Source organism: Nocardia sp. NPDC056541 (assembly GCF_042794235.1).
Classification (GTDB): Bacteria; Actinomycetota; Actinomycetes; order Mycobacteriales; family Mycobacteriaceae; genus Nocardia.
In genome coordinates this window covers 74,753-91,758 of sequence record NZ_JBHTUD010000021.1, presented here as the reverse complement: position 1 = coordinate 91,758, position 17,006 = coordinate 74,753, and the positions used below count along the sequence as shown (strand labels likewise).

At 67.8% G+C, this 17,006-nt stretch carries 16 protein-coding genes; 10 read left to right on the top strand and 6 right to left on the bottom strand.

Annotation, left to right across the window (positions count from 1 at the left end):
• Positions 1–88: 88 nt before the first annotated feature.
• Positions 89–223, bottom strand: coding sequence for a hypothetical protein (locus ACFQ9R_RS29460; RefSeq protein WP_378995155.1), 135 nt, complete (start codon positions 221–223; stop codon positions 89–91).
• Positions 224–335: 112 nt separating this feature from the next.
• Between ACFQ9R_RS29460 and ACFQ9R_RS29455 the strand changes: the two genes are divergently transcribed.
• Both ACFQ9R_RS29455 and ACFQ9R_RS29450 read left to right on the top strand, forming a co-directional pair.
• Positions 336–1,592, top strand: a complete 1,257-nt coding sequence (locus ACFQ9R_RS29455) for an aspartate kinase (RefSeq protein WP_378630092.1) — start codon at positions 336–338, stop codon at positions 1,590–1,592.
• A gap of 69 nt (positions 1,593–1,661) precedes the next feature.
• Positions 1,662–2,507 (top strand): alpha/beta fold hydrolase, encoded by an 846-nt coding sequence (locus tag ACFQ9R_RS29450; protein WP_378995153.1) that lies wholly within the window; start codon positions 1,662–1,664, stop codon positions 2,505–2,507.
• A gap of 4 nt (positions 2,508–2,511) precedes the next feature.
• Here ACFQ9R_RS29450 and ACFQ9R_RS29445 read toward each other — a convergent pair whose 3' ends face one another.
• Positions 2,512–3,234, bottom strand: a complete 723-nt coding sequence (locus tag ACFQ9R_RS29445) for a GNAT family N-acetyltransferase (RefSeq protein WP_378995151.1) — start codon at positions 3,232–3,234, stop codon at positions 2,512–2,514.
• A 199-nt stretch (positions 3,235–3,433) separates the two neighbouring features.
• Positions 3,434–4,249 carry an SAM-dependent methyltransferase gene (locus tag ACFQ9R_RS29440; RefSeq protein ID WP_378995149.1) on the bottom strand — a complete coding sequence of 272 codons (816 nt, stop codon included), beginning with the start codon at positions 4,247–4,249 and terminating at the stop codon, positions 3,434–3,436.
• A gap of 585 nt (positions 4,250–4,834) precedes the next feature.
• Here ACFQ9R_RS29440 and ACFQ9R_RS29435 point away from each other — a divergent pair.
• A complete protein-coding gene (locus ACFQ9R_RS29435) occupies positions 4,835–5,125 on the top strand; it encodes a hypothetical protein (protein WP_378995146.1) in 291 nt (96 codons plus the stop codon).
• 317 nt (positions 5,126–5,442) lie between these two features.
• A complete protein-coding gene (locus tag ACFQ9R_RS29430) occupies positions 5,443–7,017 on the top strand; it encodes a sugar porter family MFS transporter (RefSeq protein ID WP_378995144.1) in 1,575 nt (524 codons plus the stop codon).
• Positions 7,018–7,036: 19 nt separating this feature from the next.
• Here ACFQ9R_RS29430 and ACFQ9R_RS29425 read toward each other — a convergent pair whose 3' ends face one another.
• Positions 7,037–7,966, bottom strand: a complete 930-nt coding sequence (locus tag ACFQ9R_RS29425) for a TetR family transcriptional regulator (protein WP_378995142.1) — start codon at positions 7,964–7,966, stop codon at positions 7,037–7,039.
• Positions 7,967–8,095: 129 nt separating this feature from the next.
• Between ACFQ9R_RS29425 and ACFQ9R_RS29420 the strand changes: the two genes are divergently transcribed.
• Together ACFQ9R_RS29420 and ACFQ9R_RS29415 are read left to right on the top strand one after the other, a co-directional pair.
• Positions 8,096–9,304 (top strand): acyl-CoA dehydrogenase family protein, encoded by a 1,209-nt coding sequence (locus tag ACFQ9R_RS29420; protein WP_378995140.1) that lies wholly within the window; start codon positions 8,096–8,098, stop codon positions 9,302–9,304.
• A gap of 11 nt (positions 9,305–9,315) precedes the next feature.
• Positions 9,316–10,320, top strand: a complete 1,005-nt coding sequence (locus ACFQ9R_RS29415; protein WP_378995138.1) for a phosphotransferase family protein — start codon at positions 9,316–9,318, stop codon at positions 10,318–10,320.
• 37 nt (positions 10,321–10,357) lie between these two features.
• Here the strand turns inward: ACFQ9R_RS29415 and ACFQ9R_RS29410 are convergent, their stop codons facing one another.
• Positions 10,358–11,005 carry a TetR/AcrR family transcriptional regulator gene (locus tag ACFQ9R_RS29410; protein WP_378995136.1) on the bottom strand — a complete coding sequence of 216 codons (648 nt, stop codon included), beginning with the start codon at positions 11,003–11,005 and terminating at the stop codon, positions 10,358–10,360.
• A gap of 102 nt (positions 11,006–11,107) precedes the next feature.
• Here ACFQ9R_RS29410 and ACFQ9R_RS29405 point away from each other — a divergent pair, with 102 nt between their 5' ends.
• From ACFQ9R_RS29405 to ACFQ9R_RS29390, 4 genes are read left to right on the top strand one after another with little or no spacing between them, the layout of a single operon-like run.
• Positions 11,108–11,944, top strand: a complete 837-nt coding sequence (locus ACFQ9R_RS29405; protein ID WP_378995134.1) for an SDR family NAD(P)-dependent oxidoreductase — start codon at positions 11,108–11,110, stop codon at positions 11,942–11,944.
• Between the two features lie 23 nt (positions 11,945–11,967).
• Positions 11,968–12,894, top strand: a complete 927-nt coding sequence (locus tag ACFQ9R_RS29400) for a ferritin-like domain-containing protein (protein WP_378995132.1) — start codon at positions 11,968–11,970, stop codon at positions 12,892–12,894.
• The gene (locus tag ACFQ9R_RS29395; RefSeq protein ID WP_378995130.1) at positions 12,891–13,439 is read left to right on the top strand and encodes an NAD(P)/FAD-dependent oxidoreductase; all 549 of its coding nucleotides are present in this window, start codon (positions 12,891–12,893) and stop codon (positions 13,437–13,439) included. Before ACFQ9R_RS29400 ends, ACFQ9R_RS29395 begins: the two co-directional genes overlap by 4 nt.
• Entirely contained in the window at positions 13,436–14,920 is a 1,485-nt protein-coding gene (locus ACFQ9R_RS29390; RefSeq protein ID WP_378995128.1) for a flavin-containing monooxygenase, read from the top strand. The genes ACFQ9R_RS29395 and ACFQ9R_RS29390 overlap by 4 nt, the downstream gene beginning before the upstream one ends.
• Before the next feature lie 36 nt (positions 14,921–14,956).
• Here the strand turns inward: ACFQ9R_RS29390 and ACFQ9R_RS29385 are convergent, their stop codons facing one another.
• Positions 14,957–16,948 (bottom strand): BTAD domain-containing putative transcriptional regulator, encoded by a 1,992-nt coding sequence (locus ACFQ9R_RS29385; protein ID WP_378995126.1) that lies wholly within the window; start codon positions 16,946–16,948, stop codon positions 14,957–14,959.
• Positions 16,949–17,006: the final 58 nt, after the last annotated feature.

The window sequence follows — 17,006 nt, the reverse complement described above, 5'->3', positions numbered from 1 at the left end:
GCCAGAAACCTGAAAATGCCCGGTGGCAGCGGTCCGCCGCCGCTGCCACCGGGCGGCGGACCAGTCGGGTACCGAACAGCGCCGCGGCTCACACCACGTACGTGATCGCCGCCGCCACCGCGGTGATCCAGTTGTCGTAGAGCGAGACGAGCAGCGCGTCCTTTTCGCCGGCGGCCAGGACGGTCCCGGCGCTCACGTGATCGAGGGCTGCCGCCGAAACCATTCGGCGGCAGTCGTTTTCGTTGCCGAATTGGTACGGCCGTGCCCGGATTGCCTGGATACTCGAAGGGGTCACCCGCGGATCGCGTGCGGGGGAGCAGGGGAGAGGACTCGGGATGGCCCTGGTTGTGCAGAAATTCGGCGGTTCGTCGGTAGCCACCGCGGAGCGGATCCGGCGGGTCGCCGAGCGGATCGTGGAGACGAAGAAGCAGGGGCACGATGTGGTGGTGGTCTGCTCGGCAATGGGCGATACCACCGATGAGCTCCTCGAATTGGCGGGCCGGATCGCCTCCGCGCCGGAACCGCGCGAGTTGGACATGTTGCTCACCGCCGGTGAGAGGATTTCGAATGCCTTGGTGGCCATGGCGATTCATGCACTCGGTGCGGAAGCGCGATCGTTGACGGGCTCGCAGGCCGGCGTGATCACCACCGGCGCCCACGGCCGCGCCAAGATCATCGAAGTCGACCCGGGCCGGGTGCGCCGCGCACTCGACGACGGCGAGGTGGTGCTCGTGGCCGGGTTCCAAGGTGTGAGCCAGGACAGCGACGATGTCACCACGCTGGGCCGTGGCGGCTCCGACACCACCGCGGTCGCGCTGGCCGCGGCGTTGAAAGCCGATGTCTGCGAGATCTACACCGACGTCGACGGAGTCTTCACCGCCGACCCGCGCATCGTGGCCGACGCTCAGAAACTCGACCAGATCTCCTACGAGGAGATGCTGGAAATGGCTGCCTGCGGGTCGAAGGTCCTCATGCTGCGCTGCGTCGAATACGCGCGCCGCTACCAGGTGCCGGTGCATGTGCGCTCGTCCTACACCGACGCGATCGGCACCACCGTCTTCGGCTCGATGGCCGATATCCCCGCCGACCAGGCCGTGCTCACCGGCGTCGCGCACGACCGCAACGAGGCCAAGGTGACCGTTGTCGGCCTGCCCGACGAGCCCGGTTACGCGGCCGAGGTGTTCCGCGCGGTCGCCGACGCCGAGATCGGCATCGACATGGTCGTGCAGAACACCGGGACCGGCCGCACCGACATCACCTTCACCCTGCCCGCCGCCGACGGCGCGCGGGCGGTCGCCTTGCTGCGCGACCGCCGTGCCGAGATCGGCTTCGCCGATGTTCGCTACGACGATCGCGTCGGCAAGGTCTCGTTGATCGGCGCGGGCATGCGCAACAATCCGGGCGTCACCGCGAGCTTCTGTGAGGCGCTGGCCGCGGCGAACATCAACCTCGACCTGATCGCCACCTCGGAGATCCGCATCTCCGTGCTCGTCCGCGACACCGACCTCGACGAAGCCGTGCGCATCCTGCACCGGGCCTTCGACCTCGGTGGTGCGGAAGTCGCCGTCGTGCACGGGGGAACAGGACGGTGAGCGCTGTTGACGCCAGGCACGGGCCCCGAGTAATTTACCGATAAGTAAGTTACTGGATCGGAGGGTTCGTTGAGCACCCAGTTGACCACTTTCACCAGGGCTGGACTCGAGTTCGACGTCGTCGACTCCGGACCGCCCGATGGCCCCGTCGTCGTTGCGCTGCACGGCTTCCCGCAGACCGCGACCTCGTTGCAGCCACTCACCGCGTTGCTCAACGCGCGCGGCTACCGCACCGTCGCTCCGAACCAGCGCGGCTACTCACCCGGTGCTCGGCCGTCCGGCCGCCTCGCCTACCGCGTGCCCGAACTCGTCGACGACGTGGTCGCGTTGATCGAAGACATCGACCGCGGTCCGGTGCATCTGGTCGGGCACGACTGGGGCGCGATGGTCGCCTGGTCGGTGGCCGCGGCCCGCCCCGAACTCGTCCGCACGCTGGTGACCGTGTCGGTGCCGCATCCCGGCGCCTTCGCCCGCTCGATGATCAGCAGCGATCAGCTCCTTCGCTCGTCCTACATGGCGCTGTTCCAGCTGCCGGCGCTCCCGGAGCGCCTGATTCGCGCGCGGCCCGGCGTCTTCGACCAGATCCTGGCCACATCGGGCATGTCCGCCGACGCGATCGACCGCGTGCACACCGAGATCATCGACACCGGAGCTCTCACCACCGCGTTGAACTGGTATCGCGCGTTGGCGCTGATCACCCCGCGCGCGGTGACGGCACGCGTCACCGTGCCGGTGACGCACGTGTGGAGCACCGGCGACGCGGCGCTGACCCGTCGTGGTGCCGAGCTGACCCGCGGATTCGTCACCGGTGACTATCGCTTTGCCGTGCTCGACGGCTCGCACTGGCTGCCCGAGGAGCGTCCGGACGAACTCGCCGACCTGATCGTCGACCGCATCGAGTCGCTGCCGGGCTGAGACCTCAACCGATCGGCGAAGAAGCCAACGGCCGCAACGCCGCCGCGGTCGCCGGGATCAACGGCGCGCCCCGCAGGGCAGCGCGGGCGGCCAGTTGTTCGATGATCCGTCCGCGCACCCCCGGCCATTCGTCGTGCAGGATCGAATAGAACGCGGTGTCGCGCACCGCGCCGTCGAGCCCACGCGAATGTGCCCGGCGCACACCGTCACTCACCGCGCCGAGTCGTTCGATCGCCGCCCGGGAGCGCAGGTTGCGGGCGTCGGCGCGCAGGGTCACCCGCCGCACGCCCCAGCTGTCGAAGGCGTGGGTGAGCAGCAGCAGCTTGGAGTCGAGATTCACCTGACCGCCCCGCACCGCGGGGGTGAGCCAGGTATTGCCGATCTCGACGGCGTCGGGGATCGCCCCGCCGGGCACCGAGGTGACCGGTTCGGCGGACAACGGCCAGGTCAGTGGTCCCTGCCAGTAGTCGAGCCGGGCGAATCGAGTCGCCCCGACCACACACTCGTCGGCGACGGTGACGATCGCGAAGGCCAGCGTTGTGCCTGCCAGCTGCGCCGCTTCGGCCTGGAAGACATAGGTGCGCGCCTCCTGGTCACCGTGCGGGACGACGGTGAACCCGGCCGGTCCGTCGAGCGCCGCGGCCGCGGCGCTCAGTCCGGGAACGTGGTGAGGTGCGAGCGGCTCCAGCCGTGCGATGCGGCCGTGGAGGATAACGGGTGCGGGCATGGTGACCGGCGTCCCTTCGTCTGAGAGGGTCGCCGACAGCGCGAGGCGTGGATCTCACGCGGCACGCGATTTCGGCGAAGCGACACGAACGATCCAGCAGCATCGAAAAACTAGATCAAGATAGCCGACGTGACGCGTTCCCTCGTTCGAACCCACGCAGAAGTCGCGGCCGGAAAGTTTCGAGCCTCGGCGATCGGTCCTACCGCTTCTCGGCGATCGCCGAGACGATCAGTTCCTCCCAGACCGACAGGTCCCGATCGGGTGCGCCGATGTGTGCGGAATTCTCGTTCACCTGATGCCAGCGGGCCGCGGCGACCACGCCGGGGGCCTGCACGCGCAGATCACCGAACAGTGCGGTGATCTCCGCGTCGGTGCGCCACCGGCCGCGCCCGAAGGTCGACTGCAGCTTGGACTCGGCCTGGATGGTCTCGGCGTTGTCGCCGGAGCGGAAGTGGGAGATGAATACGCGCGAGCCGACGGGAATCTGTTGCGCCCAGTACGCGACCACCGACTGCGGGTCCTCCTCGTCGTTGAGGTGGTGCAGGATCGCGCTGAAGATGAGCCCGACCGGCTTGTCGAAGTCGATCAGCCGGGCGACCTCGGGATCGGCCCTGATCGCCGCGGAATCGCGGACGTCGGCGTGGATCACGGTGGTGTGGTCGTTGGTCGCCAGCAGTGCGCGACCATGGGCGAGCACGATCGGGTCGTTGTCGATGTAGACCACGCGGGTGTCGGGGTCGATCGACTGGGCGACCTGGTGCACGTTGTCGGCGGTGGGCAGCCCGCTGCCGAAGTCGAGGAACTGGGTCAGCCCGGCCTCGGCCATGGCCCGCACCGCACGGGTGAGGGCTCGGCGGTTGGTGGACGCGATGTCGACCGAGCCGGGCAGGTTCACCTTGAAGTGGTCACCGACGGCGCGGTCGACCTCGTAGTTGTCCTTGCCGCCGAGTAGATAGTCGTAGACACGGGCGATGCTCGGCTTGGATTGGTCGATCACATGCGCGTTGTCGCTCATCCTCGACGACCCCTCGTACGGTGCTGCGGTGCGGGACGTGGCCCATGGTAGGAGAACTTCCGCGTCTCGGCACGGTTTCTGTGTGGCGTCGACACCGAAGTTGTTCGGGGCGTGGTGGTTTCGGGTGGAGGAGGGCGTTCGCTAAGCGGTTTCCGTCACGGTGCCGTGTCGGTGGCTCGTGGAGGTACCAACTGGATCGCGGGGGGCGGAAGTGTGTGTTTTCCCACGTCAGGGCCGTAACGGTTCGATAAATGACAGCAGTGTCGGCTTGTTGAACAGATGCCCAGGTGCGTGGGGTTTTCACCAGTTCCGGCCCGTATTTCGACGAAATGTAACGCACGTTATCGGACCGTGTCGCACAAGAGTTCGATGTGATGCAGATCACATCGTCTGTTGTCCGCTCGGCCTGGCTGGCAAGCTTGTAATTGCTGAACGTTAACCGTTCGTGATCATGGACCGGGTCGACGTGGATCCGAGGTCGCGAATTACCCGCACTTCCGCTGCGGCGTGACGGTCATCGAAAGATCCGGTACGGATCACTTATCGGCCGTGTCGGGGCGGCTGTCCGGAAGGGGACGTGTTGTCGTGAGCAGCATCTACTTCGAATCGAACAGCAATCTGTCAGTTACCGAGCGACGCCGCCGCGTCGCCGCGACCTCCGCCATGGAATCGCCCATCGCGCCGCTGGCGATGCCGGGGCTGATCCTCGGGCTGATCCTGCTCGGCCTCGGTGTAATCGGCCTGCTGCGACTGAGTGACTGGGTAGGCAATTACGGGTCCGTCCTGGTTGTGCTGGCCTACTTCCTCTATATGGCCGCGGCCGCGAGCCTGATGCTCTGGGGTGCGGCCACCGTCCGGTCGCTACATCGTCGATAACCGAGCGTCGACGAGATTCGTGACAACCCGGCAAAAGCGGCATCCGGTGATTGCGGTTTGACGGATGGATGGTGTCGGATAGCTACGCGACACTTTCTCCGATCCGGGCAAACGGTGAGTATTCCGGTCGGCGGCGATTCCGATAAGAGTGTGTTGATCGGGGAATGTATCCCACGCAGGGGGTGGGATACATTCCCCGATCGCCCCTTACCGCTGATCGGCGGACGAAAATATCCATGGATTTCGAGCTATCGCGAGTCTTCCGCGCTCGATTAAGGTGCAGGAATCGACCTACTCCATCCGGCGGAGGTGTGGACATGCCCGATTCCCCTCGTGGATCCACCGATAAGGAGCCGGAGCGGCGCGGCACCGTCTTGAACTCCACCGTTCCTGTAGCGCAGGTTTCCGGCGGACGCCTGATCGGGCCGGATATCGATACCTCGGTCCGGGTACCGCACACCGTCCAGGACGGACCGGAGACGGTGATGGTGTCCCCTGCCACCGAATCAGCGGTCGAGACGCCACCCGATTCGCCGGAGCGGGCGGCGATGCGGGCCAGGATCAAGAAGTTCGTGCTCACTGTCGTCGTCATCGCCGCGCTCGGCGGCGCGCTGTTCGGCTACGACACCGGCGTCATCTCCGGCGTGCTCGTCTACCTCACGCCTGATTTCGCACTGAGCCAGACCCAGGTCGGCGTCATCACGAGTTCGCTGCTCATCGGCGCCGCGATCGGCTCGATCACCGGCGGCTGGATGGCCGACCGGTGGGGCAGGCGGACGACGCTGCTGTTCGCGGGCGCCCTGTTCTTCCTCGGCGCGCTCGCCCAGGCGCTGGCGCCCGATGCCACGGTCATGATCATCACCCGCCTTGTCCTCGGCGTCGCTGTCGGTACCGCCTCGCTGGTGGTCCCCATGTACGTTTCCGAGATCTCCCCGCCGACCTATCGCGGGCGCCTGGTGTCGATGAACTCGCTGATGATCGCCAGCGGGCAGTTGCTCGCCTACATCGTCAACGCGCTGCTCGCCCCGACCGGGAACTGGCGGCTCATGCTCGCGATGGCGGCGATTCCGGCGGCGGCGCTCGTGATCGGCATGTATTTCATGCCCGATTCACCACGGTGGTATCTGAAACAGGGTCGTACCGCCGATGCGAAGAAAGTGCTCGAACGGTCTTATTACCCGGAGAATGTCGAGCCGACGATCGCCGAGATCGAACAGTCCGAGGCCGCCGATGCGGCGGTCAAGGACAGTTTGAGCGACCAGTTGCGGAAACCGAAGGTGCGTGCGCTGTTCTACACCGGAATCGGATTGGCGTTGATTCAGCAATTCGTCGGCGTCAATACCGTCATCTACTACGCACCGTCCACTCTCGCTCAGGCGGGGATGGGTGACAATGCGGCGATCACCTCGTCGATCGGCATCGGTGTCGGCGCGGTGATCGGCGTGATGCTCGGCATGAGCCTGGTCGACAAGATCGGCAGGCGCCCACCGATGTTCCTCGGTCTGGCGATCATGGTCGTCGCGTTGGTCGGTATGGGTCTGATGGAACGTCTCACGCAGAGCACTGCCACCGGCTATGTGCTGGTGACATTGATGATCGTGTACGTCTGTGCCTTCCAGCTCGGCGTCGGGGTGCCCACCTGGTTGCTGATCTCGGAGATCTTTCCCGCCCCGATCCGCGCCACCGCGATGAGTATCTGCACCTTCCTCATCTGGATGGGCAATTTCACTGTCTCCCTGGTGTTCCCGCCGCTGGGCGAACTCTGGGGGGCGTCGACGATGTTCTTCCTCTTCGCAGTCGTTTCCGCGCTGTCGCTGGTGTTCTGCTATCGCCGGGTGCCCGAGACCATGGGCGAGTCCCTCGACGACATCACCAGCAAGGCGGAGAGCTGAAGCCTGTCGCGCCGTTTCGCTATCGGTGCCGGCCGTCCACGCCGAGCAGTCCGAGGGCGAAGTCCGCGTAGGCGGCGGCGATCTGTTCGGGAGAGGACGGGCCGTCGAGCCGGAACCACTGGGGCAGTGCGGTACACATCGTCGCGATGGCACGTCCCGCGTGGCGGGCCTGGGCGGTCGATCGGTTCGCCTCGGTCAGCGCGGCGTCGATGTCGGCATCGAGAAGGTATTGGATCTCGTTGCGGGAGGCGGTGATCCGATCGCGATCGGCGGAGTTCAGGCTGCGCATCTCGCTGGCACCGATGAAGGCGAGTTCGCGGTGGTGCGTGTGGAACAGGGCGAGCGCTTCGACGACACGGCTCACTCGTTCGCGGCCGTTCGTGCCGTCGAGGCGTGCCGCGCGCACCCGCCGGTGCAATTCGTCCATGGTCAGGTCGAGTGCGCGGACCAGCAGGTCTTGTTTGTCGCGGTAGTGGTGGTAGACACCGGGCACGCTCATGCCCGCCCGCGCGGCGATCGAGCGCATCGTGGCGCCGTGATACCCGGTCTCGACGAAGGAATCGATGGCGGCGGCGAGCACCGGGTCGAGATCCAGGGGCGGGAACTCACGCCAGGAGTCCGGTGCGCCGGAGTCGGGCGATCCGGTTTCGCCGGGGGCGGGGCTCCCGGCGAGGTGGGTGGGGCGCGAATCGGTCGCGCGCGGTTCGGGGGGAGCAGCGCCGGTGGTGCGCCGGTCGCCGATCAGCCAGGCCACCGTCGTGCCCAGTTCGGCGGCGAGGGATCGCAGGCGCGGAACCGACGCGCCGGTCTTGCCTGTCTCGATGGCGCTCAGCGTGGCCGCGCTGACCCCGATTCGCTGGGCGGTCGCCCGTAGTGACAACCCCGCCGCGGTCCTCGCCTGACGCACCCGCGCTCCCACCGCCTGCTGTTCGGCTGCCGTCGAATCCATGATGTTCAGAATAGCTGAACATGCATCTTGGCTTTACCGGGCTTGTTGACAGCATGAATACGCGCGTGCGACTGTCGTAACAGATATTTGCCGAGCGATCGTTCGGCAACCGAGCCGAGGAGCGGACCCGTGCCGATCGACCTGTCCTATCCGTCCGAGGTGCAGCGGCTGGCCGACCGCACCCGCACCTTCGTCCGCGACCACGTGCTCCCGGTCGAAGACGCGCACGACGGCGACATCGCCGCGGCCGGTGGCGAGAAGCTGCGCCTCGAACTCCAGCAGGCCGCCCGTGACGCCGGTGTCTTCGCCCCGCACGCGCCGCTCGAATACGGTGGCCACGGTCTGGACATGTCGAACCGTGCCCCGGTGTTCGAGGAGGCGGGCTACTCGCTGTTCGGCCCGACGGCCCTCAATATCGCCGCCCCCGACGAGGGCAATGTGCACATGCTCGCCCATATCGCCGACCCGGAGCAGAAACAGCAGTTCCTCGCCCCGCTCGCTCGCGGCGAGGTGCGCTCGGCCTTCGCCATGACCGAACCGGCGCCGGGTGCGGGCTCGGACCCCTCCGCGCTGAGCACCCGCGCGGTCCGTGCCGACGGCGGTTGGCGCATCACCGGCCACAAATGGTTCATCACCGGCGCCGACGGGGCGGGGTTCTTCATCATCATGGCCCGCACTTCGGGCGAGCCGGGCCGGCGCGGCGGCGCCACGATGTTCCTGGCACCCGCCGACAGCCCGGGCATTCGCGTCGGCCGCCATCTGGACACCCTCGACAAGTCGATGATCGGTGGCCACTGCGAGGTCTTCTTCGACGACCTTCTCGTCCCGGAGTCCGCGGTACTGGGCGAAGTGGACCGAGGCTTCGAATACGCCCAGGTGCGGCTCGGCCCCGCCCGCATGACCCATGTGATGCGCTGGCTCGGCGCCGCGCGTCGCGGTCATGACGTCGCGGTCGCGCACGTGGCGCACCGCGAGGGCTTCGGTTCGCGCCTCGGCGACCTCGGCATGGTCCAGAAGATGATCGCCGACAACGAGATCGACATCGCCGCCACCCGCGCACTGCTGACCCGTGCCTGCTGGGAACTCGACCGTGGCGAGCCCGCCGCGAATGCCACCTCGATCGCGAAAACCTATGCCGCCGAGGCGATCTTCCGCATCGTCGACCGGAGTATGCAGATGTGTGGCGGGCTCGGCGTCTCCGCCGATCTGCCGCTGGCGCGACTCTCGCGCGAGGTTCGCCCGTTCCGGATCTACGACGGTCCTTCCGAGGTGCATCGCTGGGCCATCGCCAAACGCGCGGTGAGCGCCGCCAAGCGGACGAAGCGGGACTCCGAATGACACTGCCGGGCATGGACATCGCCGCACTGGAACAGTTCCTGCGCGCCAACGGCGTCGAGGTGGAAGGCGAGCTGCGCGTCGAACTGATCAGTGGGGGCCGGTCGAATCTGACCTTCGCCGCCGCCGATGACGTCTCGCGCTGGGTGGTGCGCCGCCCGCCGGTCGCCGGGCTCACCCCGTCCGCGCACGATATGGCCCGCGAGTACACCGTCACCAGCGCGTTGCAGACATCGGCTGTGCCCGTGGCGAGAACGATCGCCTTCGACGCGACCGGATCCGCGCTGGGCGCACCGATGACCGTCGTCGAGTTCGTCGACGGGACGGTGTTTCGCGACCAGGACGACCTGGCCGCGCTCACCGATGAACAGGTGGATTCGAGTGTGCGCGCGCTGGTCCGCGTCCTCGCCGATTTGCACGCGGTGGACCCGGGCGCTGTCGGTCTCGAATCATTCGGCAGGCCGACCGGTTTCGTGGCCCGGCAGGTCAAGCTCTGGGCATCCCAGTGGGAGCGGGTCAAAACCCGCGAGCTCGCGGATGTGGCAGCCCTGCATGCCGCACTGGCCGCCGCGATCCCGCCGGAGACATCGGCCTCGATCGTGCACGGGGACTTCCGCATCGACAATACGATCCTCGACAGCGCCGACCCGGAAAAGGTTCGTGCCGTGGTCGATTGGGAGCTGTCCACCCTCGGTGACCCGCTCACCGATGTCGCCCTGATGTGCGTCTACCGGTCGCCGATCTTCGACGTGATCCTCGGGACCCGTGCGGCGTGGACCAGCCCGCGCCTGCCGAGCGCCGACACTCTCGCCCAGGCCTACGCCACCGCGTCCGGGCACGAGCTCGACAACTGGGGCTTCTACCTCGCGCTGGCCAACTTCAAACTCGGCATCATCGGCGAGGGCATCACCCATCGCGCCCATCAGGGTTCCGACACCGGTTCCGCCGCCGACCGGGCCGCCGAGGCCACCCCGGAGTTCATGGCGGCCGGCTTGCGCGCGCTGAAAGGATCCGCGTAGCACCGCCGCGCCGAACGCTGCCCGGCGGGCGCGCGAATCATCCGATGATCTCCGGGGGAAGGAACATCGCGCCGAGTTGCGCCGCGATCGCGCTGGTGTGATCGACGATGCGCTCGGCGTCCACGTCGAGCACACCGGAACGCCATGCGGACAGTAGCTCGATGAAGCCGCCGATGCCGGCCAATGTGCTCATCCGCATGGCGGTTTCGTCGACGTCGGGGCGCAGGTAGGGCCACGCGGCGGCGATGAGCAGATCGGTCGCGTCGGTGAGCATGGTCTTGCGGCGCTGTTCGAGCACGGCGCTGCCCGCGTGATCGGCCAGCAGAATCCGGGCACGACCGCGCAGATCGGTCTGCAATCCGACGGCGCAGGCGATGGCCGCGCGGGTGATCTCGAGGGGGGTCCGGTCGGCGTTCTCGGCGACGACGCTCGCCAGTTCGGCGAACACCCCGGCGCACACCTCGTCCCAGACCTCGGCCAGTAGTTCGTCGCGGTCGGCGAAGTGCTCGTAGAAGTAGCGATCGTTGAGCGAGGCCCGCTGGCAGACACCGCGCATGGTCACCGCGGCCCAGCCGTGGTCGAGCCAGATATCGAGGGCGGCCTCGACCAGGCCGATCCGCCGCTGCGCCCTGCGCTCCTCGGCGGTCCGCCCGCCCCAGGTCCGTGCCGGTGCGCGCACATCCATGGTTGACAAAGTACTCCTCCGCGCGCCTAATTGGTGTCAGGTGCGGCCAATGGTGGCAGATGCCACCAATTAGAGCCTCGCTGGGTCGACCCGGGAGTTGCCATGCGATTGTTCCCCTTCAGCGGACACCGCCGAACCGCTGCCGCCGATGCTGTGGTGACCGGCGCGGGCAGCGGAATCGGACGTGCGTTTGCCGTCGAACTTGGTCGTCGAGGCGGGCGCGTCGTGTGCTCCGATATCGACCCCGACCGTGCGGCCGAAACCGCTGAACTGGTGGAGGCGGCGGGCGCCGAGGCGATCGGTGCCCGTTGCGATGTCACCGTGATCGACGAGGTCGAACAGCTGGCGGCCACCGCGCAGGATTGGTTCGGCGGCCCGCCCACCGTTGTCGTCAACAACGCGGGCATCGGCGCGGGCGGACCGGTGGTCGGCGAGTTCGCCCTCGACGACTGGCACCGCACGCTCGGGGTGAATCTCTGGGGCGTGATCCACGGCTGCCATGTCTTCGCGCCGATCCTGCGTGCGGCTGGGCGCGGGTCGCTGGTGAACGTCGCCTCGGCGGCCGCGTTCGGCGCGGCACCGCGGATGGCCGCCTACAACGTCAGCAAGGCGGGTGTGCTGGCGCTGTCGGAGACGATGTCGGCCGAGCTGGCCGGCACCGGCGTCGGCGTCACGGTGCTGTGCCCGACCGGCGTGAAAACCAACATCATGACCGCGGATTCGCCGATGGACGACACCGCCGAGCGGCTCGGCGGGCTGCTGCTGCGCTGGACCGGCCGCGCGCCCGCCGCCATCGCCCGCACCACGCTGGACGCGGTGGACCGCGGCGAGCTGTATGTGGTGCCGCAGCTCGAGGCCAAGGTGCTGTGGCAGGCCAAACGCTGGCTACCCGCGACCTACACCCGTTCGGCGGGCCTGCTGGAGCGGGTCGTGCGCTGATCCACACCGAAGGAGATCGAACAATGACGTTCGCCTACCCCGACATGCTCGCCACGATTCGCGCCAAGCAGTGGGCGCTGGCCGATATCGACTGGGACGCACCGGGCGCCGACACCATCACCGACGAGCAACGCCCGCGATTGGCCACCTTCATGGCCGACCTGGTGTGGATCGAACACGTCGGCGCGCGCGGCTTCGCCGCCCTGACCCGCCAGGCGCCACCCGGCCCACTGCGGGAGATCTACCGGTACTTCCACGCCGAGGAACAAAAGCACGCCAACGCGGAACTGGCGCTGATGCGCCGCTGGGGCATGCTCCCCGACGGCGAGGCGATGCCGGTGCCCAACAAGAACATTCGCCTCGTCATCAGCTGGCTCGACCGCTACGCCGACCAGCTGACGCTGCCCGTGCTCGGCACCGTCATCCCGTCACTGGAGACCGCCCTCGACGGCGCGCTGGTGAAGTTCCTGCTCGACGAGGTCGACGACCCGGTGTGCCACGAGGTGTTCCGGCACATCAACAGCGACGAATCCCGTCACCTCGCAGTAGGTTTCCAGGTTCTCGAACAACTCGGCGCGGGACCGCTGCGCCAAACCGTCATCGAGACAGCCGGTTTCGCGGTGCGCCCCTCGTTCGTGCTCGGCGCGTTGCTGTACGCGCCACTGCTGTCACGGATGTCGACCAACATCATGGCGCTGGGCCTCGACGAGGAGAAGCTGTGGCAGGCGGTGCGCCGTTTCGAGAACGTGGGGCAGCGCAGCCCGGCCATCCGCAAGCTCCCGCTCTACCACGTGGTGAAGATGCACGGGAAGGCCACGATTCACCGTCGTCAGCCGTTCCAGTTACTGGCCGATGTGTCCAACGCCTGCATCGATCGGTTCCCGATCCGGGTGCTCGGCCGCAGACCGTCCTGGTCCGACGAGCTCACCTACGAACCGGTGGCGAAATGACGACGCTGCGTTTCGCCGACACCTTCACCGGTTCCCAGGTGCACCGCACAGCCTTCGCGCCCCGGCACGAGTTCACCGGTCAGCGGGTCGCGATCATCGGTAGCGGGGCGGCCGCCGCGCGCCTGCTGCCCGGCATCGCCGCCGAGGCCGCACGGGTGACGGTGTTCCAGACCGAGGCGGTGTGGGTGCTCCCGCGCGTTCCGCTGCCTGTCGCGGCGATGCCGCAAAGACTCCTGCGACTCATCGCCGGTGTCAATCTGCGTGTCCAGGTGCGTGATTCGTGGTTGCGCCACCGCCTGACACCGGACGACGCCGCGGGCGTCGCGGTGCACAACAGTTACTACCGCACCCTGCGGCAACCGCACTGCACCCTGGTGACCTGGCCGATCGCACGGTTGGTGCCGCTGGGCGTGCGCACCGTCGACGGCATCGAGCATCAGGTGGACAGCATCGTCTACGCCGAGGACGCGGGCTGTGTCGTGCGCACCGTCGCCCGGCCCCGCCGCCTGCATCCGTCGGCCGCACTCGTGAAGGAGATCGCATGAGCACCAAGGGAATCGACCACGAGATCGTCATCGTGGGCGCCGGCTTCTCCGGCATCGGCGTGGCGATCGAGTTGCGCAAGGCCGGGTTCGACGACTTCGTGATCATCGACGAGGCCGACGGCGTGGGCGGCACCTGGCACTGGAACACCTATCCCGGTGTCGCCGTGGATATCCCGTCGTTCAGCTACCAGTTCTCCTTCGAACAGCGCACCGATTGGTCACGGGTCTACGCGCCGGGTCGCGAACTCAAGGCCTATGCCGAATCGTGTGTGGACAAGTACGAACTCCGCCCGCGCATCCGCTTCGGTACCACCGTGGTCGGCGCGGATTTCGACGAGCGGGCCGACCGCTGGGTGTTGCACACCACCGATGGCGACGACCTGACCGCACGGTTCGTGATCAGCGCGACCGGTGTGCTCACCCGCCCCAAACTGCCCGATATCCCCGGCATCGAAGGCTTCGCGGGCGCGACCATGCACACCTCGCGCTGGGATCATCGCCAGGACCTGCGGGGCAGGCGGGTGGCGATCATCGGCACCGGCGCCTCGGCGGTCCAGGTGATTCCGGAGATCGCCTCGCAGGTGCAACATCTGACGGTGTTCCAGCGCACGCCGATCTGGTGCCTGCCGCGCCCGGACCTGCCGCTGCCGCTCGCCGCCCGGCTGGCGCTGAAGGTCCCCGGCGGACGGACCGTGACCCGCCTGGTGAGTCAGACCTACGTGGAGGTCACCTTCCCGCTCGCCGCCCACTATCACCGCTCGCTGCCCACCGCCGCCATCGGCGAACGCGCGGGCCTGGCCCACCTGCGGCGTCAAGTGAAAGACCCCGTCGTCCGGGACGCGCTGACCCCGCGATACGCCCTCGGGTGCAAACGGCCGAGCTTCTCCAACGACTATCTGTCGACCTTCAACCGAGCGAACGTGACCCTGGAAACCGCGGCGATCAACGAGATCACCGCCACCGGCGTGCGCACCGCCACGGGTGCCGAACATCGCGCCGACGTGCTGATCCTCGCCACCGGCTTCAAGGTCATGGAATCGGGCAATATGCCGACCTATGACCTGCACGGCGTCGGTGGCCGCGATCTGGAGACCTGGTGGGACGAGAACCGGCTGCAAGCCTACGAGGGTGTGAGCGTCCCCGGCTTCCCGAACTTCTTCTCCATCATCGGCCCCTACGGCTACAACGGGGCCTCCTATTTCACCCTGATCGAGAACCAGACCCGCCACATTTTGCGCTGCCTGCACCACGCCAGGGCCAACGACGCGGACCGCATCGAGGTCACCGAGGAAGCCAACGACCGCTACTTCCGTGAGATGCTCGCCCGCCGCGGCGGCCAGGTGTTCTGGGACGAAAGCTGCGTCACCGCCAACAGTTACTATTTCGACAAACACGGCGACGTCCCCCTACGGCCCACCTCCACCATCGAATCTGCTTGGCGCAGCAGTCATTTCCCACTCACCGACTATGTCTTCTCCTGATCGCATCGGCCGGCTCGGGCGGCGCGCAGTTCGGCCTCATCCGGCCGGCGATCGCAGCAGCGCCGCATCGATCTCGTCGAGGTAGGTGCGAACCGGGCCTACGCTGAGAAGTCCACTCTGCGCTGTTGTTTCGGCCGCCGCGGGGGCCAGCTGGGTCCGGGCTCGGCGCATGGTCTCGCGATCGCCGACGGCGGTGGCCGCGTGTGCCACGATGGCCCACAGTGCTTCGAACAGCAGGTCGCGCGGCGGGGATGTCATGGTGCGCAAGGACTCTCGCGCGCCGGAGAGCTCGCCCCGCGTGACGAGGAGGATGGGTTCGACCCAGGTTTTATAGGGACCCCAGTCCGTCTCGGGGTCGATCGTGGCGATCCTGCCGGTCTCGCGCCGCCGCAGAGCCAGGCTCAGCCGCGCCAGTGGCAACAGGCCACGGTCGAGTCCCGGCATGCCTGCTCCGGTGAGTGAGGCGGCCGCCGTTGCGTACGCGGCTTCCGCAACCGCGAGGTCTGTTGTCGCACTGGCCCGTAAGGCGCGGTACCAGGTGGTGAACACCTCCACCAGCGGCAATTCATAACGCCGCGCGAGCGCGTCCGCGGCATCGGCGTGTCGGTCGGCGCCCGTGTAATCCGCTGAGGCGCATCGTGTTTGGATGAGGATGAGGTGGCCGAGAACCTCGTAGGTCGCGAGTTTGCTGGTGGCCGCCACCGCGATGATCTCGGTGCCGACAGCGTCGCGCCGGTGCGCCAGTCCCGCTCGCTGGAAGCTCTGCATGAACACACCGTTGAGTGCGAAGGCCAGCAGGGCTGGGTCGTGCAGACGCCGGGCGATCTCCTCGGCCTGACGGGCGGCACGCAGCGGGCGCAGTCCCGCCTCGGTCGGATCGTCCACCGGCAGAGCGCCGCGCGATTCGACAGCGATGGTCGCCAGCAGCCTGGCTCGATCGGCATCATCGTGGGCGGGCAGGCGCAGGAGCGTCTTCTCGGCGATACCCACGAGGCGTCGATCCTGCGCCGGGTCGTCGGAGCGGGTCCAGATCGCGGGGACGTCGTAGATGCCGATCACCCGCGCGGTCAGCTCGGCGTCACCGAGGTCGTCGGCGGCGACCACCGCCGAAATCCGGTGGGCGCGTGCGGCCGCCAGACCGCCGCCACCCGTGACCGCGAGATCGCGCATCAAGCCCGCGGTCGATTCCAGCCGCGTCCTCGTACGCGGTGGGACCGCGCTGTCGTAGGCGGCACGCGCCTGTTCCCACACCCGTACCGTGGGGTCGGTCGCGACCGGGTCGAGGTAGTCGGCCTGGCGGAGCAGGTCGTGTTCGAGGCGGCGCAACGCCGGTCCGGGGTCGATGCCCAGATCCTCGGCCAGCATCCGCCGCGCCCTGGCGAGGACCGCGAGCGCGTCGGCCTGGCGGCCCGAACGGTAGAGGGCCGTGGCCAGCAGCCCCCACGCGTCTTCACGCCAGGGATGTTCGGCGACGTGCGCGTCGAGGTCGGGAACCGCCGCGGCGGCGGCACCCAGTGCCAATTGCGCCGCACCACGACGTTCGACGGCCAGCAACCGCTGCTCGGTGAGTCGCGACCGTTCGGCCTGTGCCCATCCAGCGTCGGCGAAGTCGGTATAGGCAGGCCCCTGCCACCAGCTCAGTGCGGCGGTGAGCAGCGAGAACGACGCTTGCGGCGGCAGGGTTGCCGCCGAACGCACCGCATCGTCGAATCGCCACGCGTCGACATCCGCCGGTTCGGGTCGCAGCGCGTAACCGAGCCCCTCGGTGACGAGCAGTCGTGGCGGGGTGCGGGGCGGACGATCCGGTTCCAGTGCGCGCCGCAATCCGGCGACGAAGGTACGGACCGCACCCACCGCGTTCGGGGGCGGCTCGTCCCACAGATCCTCGACCAGGCGACCGACCGGAACGACCCGCCGGTGCGCGAGGATCAGCCGTGCCAGCACCTCGCGGTAGCGCGGACCGCGCAGCGCGACCGGCGCACCGCGGTCGTCGTGCGCGATGACCGGTCCGAGCACCTGAAACCGCATCAGGCCAATGTAGTGCGCGTTCATCGGCTGCTCATCGCGACACCGCACGCTCGAACTC